General features: G+C 48.5%; 1 protein-coding gene and 1 pseudogene. Both read right to left on the bottom strand.

Translation table 11 applies throughout. The annotated features are described in order from the left end of the window. Positions 1–279, bottom strand: a pseudogene (locus ACESLU_RS13630) (SusD/RagB family nutrient-binding outer membrane lipoprotein); the annotation flags it as partial. A 17-nt stretch (positions 280–296) separates the two neighbouring features. Beyond that, on the bottom strand, positions 297–2,957 hold a 2,661-nt coding region (locus ACESLU_RS13625), incomplete at its 5' end, for a SusC/RagA family TonB-linked outer membrane protein (RefSeq protein WP_372639177.1).

Raw genomic sequence — 2,957 nt, 5'->3', positions numbered from 1 at the left:
CCAGTCCCTCGGCTCCCAGTCATACTCGTTATATTCCTCATTCCAGGCATCTTCCTGCATATGCTGAACGACCCCTGCAATATGTCCCTCTCCAAGATGAGTATACTCGCGAGCAAAATTGCGCATTAAATTCGGAAGTAGCAGGCTGGCGTTCGCCGACTCGGGGCTCACTCCATTCGGGTTGATATTGGTTTTTGTCAGATCCTCATCGCAGCTGACAAAAAAGCCGGCTATGATCATCAGTACTAACCATTTGCTAAAGGTACTTGTCATATTCATAATATTATGGCTCTTCGTTAAAAGTTAATATCTACGTTAAATCCGAGTGACATGGAGTGGGGAAGTACATTTTGCCACTCCAGTCCTTGCCGGAACATCATGCTGGTATCTCCCTGTTGAGAGGCCTGGGCCGTAAATGCTCGCTCTGGATCAATGCCGATACCAGCCGCTGTCCAAAGCAGCAGGTTCCGGGCATAAACCGAAACCCTCAGACTTTCCACCGCAGGTACCGATGGGATATCGTATCCCAGAGTGATATCCCTCAATTTTACAAAGGATGCATCAAAGGTTACCTGCTGGTTAAAACTCCAGGGATACAACGTCGTTATCGGTCTGTAATTGGTTCCTTCTCCCCCGAGATGTTCCACATATTCCCCATCCACTTCCTGAACACCGGGAATGAATCCACCGTCATAACCGGGAGCACCTTCATCGACATAGTAGCCGCCTGTTTCCTCAGTGTATCCTCCGACTCTTGGGAAATTACCATTTCGAGGGATGATATAGTGTTCAGGATCCGATTTCATGAGCTCAATCAATTCTTCCGTATCGTATAGACCACCCGGTATCATATTGTCCATCTGTCTCTGCGACTTCCAGTCCGATTCGCCATAGCGATAGGTAAAGGAGATGAAGTCGCCGCCGATACGCCAGTCTATATTGGCACTCAGCGTAAAACGTTTGTATGAGAGGGATGTCTGAGCTCCAAGAATGCCCCGTGGATTGAAATTCCCGACTTTAATCCGGTCATCCGGGTCAGACAGTTCCTGCCAGTAACCATTACTACCGAGTATAGGCCAGTTGTGATATTCAGAAGAGGGATCATCCACCTTTGCATACCCGCTGCTGTAGAGGTTTCCAATCTCTTCGCCTACTTCCGTGTAAGCACCTCCCCCGTTAGCCCCCCATAATTGCAGCCGGTCAATCTCGTCATCGAGCTCAACCAGGGTCGTACGATTTCTGGTAAAGTTAACCTGGAAATCCCACATCCAGTCCTGAGTACGGACGGGCGTAGCTCCAAAACTGAGCTCCCATCCTTTACTCTCTATGATACCTGCATTAATCAATTTGCTGGTGGCACCGGAAGAGGCCGGTGTATTTACATTCAGTATCTGATTCTTGTTTTCAACCGTATAATAGGTTCCCTCAAATCTCAGCCGGTTATCAAAAAGAGCCAGGTCCATCCCCCCTTCCACAGATGTAGCAATTTCAGGTTTTAAATCGGGATTGAGCAGGGTCGTAGGCATCGATATGGACGGCAAATCGAATCCCGGCAGGTTGCCCACTCCCAGCGAAGGCTCGAGCTGGTACGGATCCGCGTCATTCCCTACCTGAGCCCAGCCACCTCTCAGTTTCAGCATGGATACCTCATCGGGCAGCTGCAGGGTCTCCTGGGCCAGCCAGCTGACGGAAGCAGACGGGTAGAAATAGGAACGGTTATCGGCAGGAAGCGTACTGGACCAGTCGTTCCGGGCGGTCAGGTCGAGATAAAGCTGATCTTTAAACCCGATGGATCCCGTGGCGTACAAACTGTAAATCTTTTTCTCGGACGTACTGTTGTTAACGGACAATACATCCGAAGGTATATTTGATATGCGATACAGGTTCGGAACTTCCAGGCCCCTGTTATTATTGCTGGTTCCGGTATGTATGTTTTTCGAGGTTTCGATCATGTAATTTCCACCGCCCGAAACACTGAAATCAAAATCTTCCAGCCTGGTCTCGTAGGTAACGAGAAAATCGGTATTTATCTCTTCGCCCCCGAGTTCGTTATAAAAGTATCCCCCCTGTTCCATCCCGGTATAGCTCCAGGGTATCTTCGTTTCACGTGTTTCGTCTCTGGAATTCAAGGAGAAACGACCGAATGCACTCAATCCGGATAATATTTCCCAGTCCAGCCTTACATTCCCGTATAATCGATCTCGGTCGAACCCATTATTAATACCATAGGCCAGGAAATACGGATTGTCTTTACCCGGATCAAAGGACCGCTGCTGAATGCCTTCAAGGCCTTCCTCCCAATACTGCTCCATATCCCTGATATCCGTGTGCGGTATCGTATAAATAGCCTCTGCCGGATTGGCATTTCTGCTTGCAGTCGATGGCCGGTCATCGGAGCTTGACCGGGAATAATTAATATTTATATCCAAACTCACGTTTGGAGAAATCGATCTAGTATAATTTGAGGAGAACGTATTTCTTTCCAGATTGGAGTTTGGGATCATCCCGTTATGCATCATATTATTAAAGGAAAACCGGTACACAGAGCCTTCGGTGGATCCGCTGAGAGAAATATTATTGGATGTGGTAAAACCGGTTTCCAGGAAATTCTTCATATTATCGGGATAAGACTGCAGCTCCATAGGTATGGGATTCCCGTTTTCATCCAGCGGACTGTTCCACTGCACGGCCTCGTTGCCAACGTCCAGTTCGGGTCCTGCCCAATAGTTCGAGCTCTCATCCAGAAGAGCATTCCGATTACCTGTCGCATACCGATAATGAAAATTGAGAAACTCCATGGGTCGCTCAAAGACATTGCTGCTGCTGAAGGAAACTCTGAGGGGCTGACCCTCTTCTCCATCTTTGGTGGTAATTAATACCACGCCATTAGCCGCACGAGATCCATAGAGGGCAGCGGCGCTCGGACCCTTTAAAACCGTCATATCTTCTATGTCGGC

This window comes from Fodinibius sp. (assembly GCF_041642155.1).
Classification (GTDB): domain Bacteria; phylum Bacteroidota; class Rhodothermia; order Balneolales; family Balneolaceae; genus Fodinibius.
This window is presented reverse-complemented; position numbering and strand designations above follow the sequence as displayed.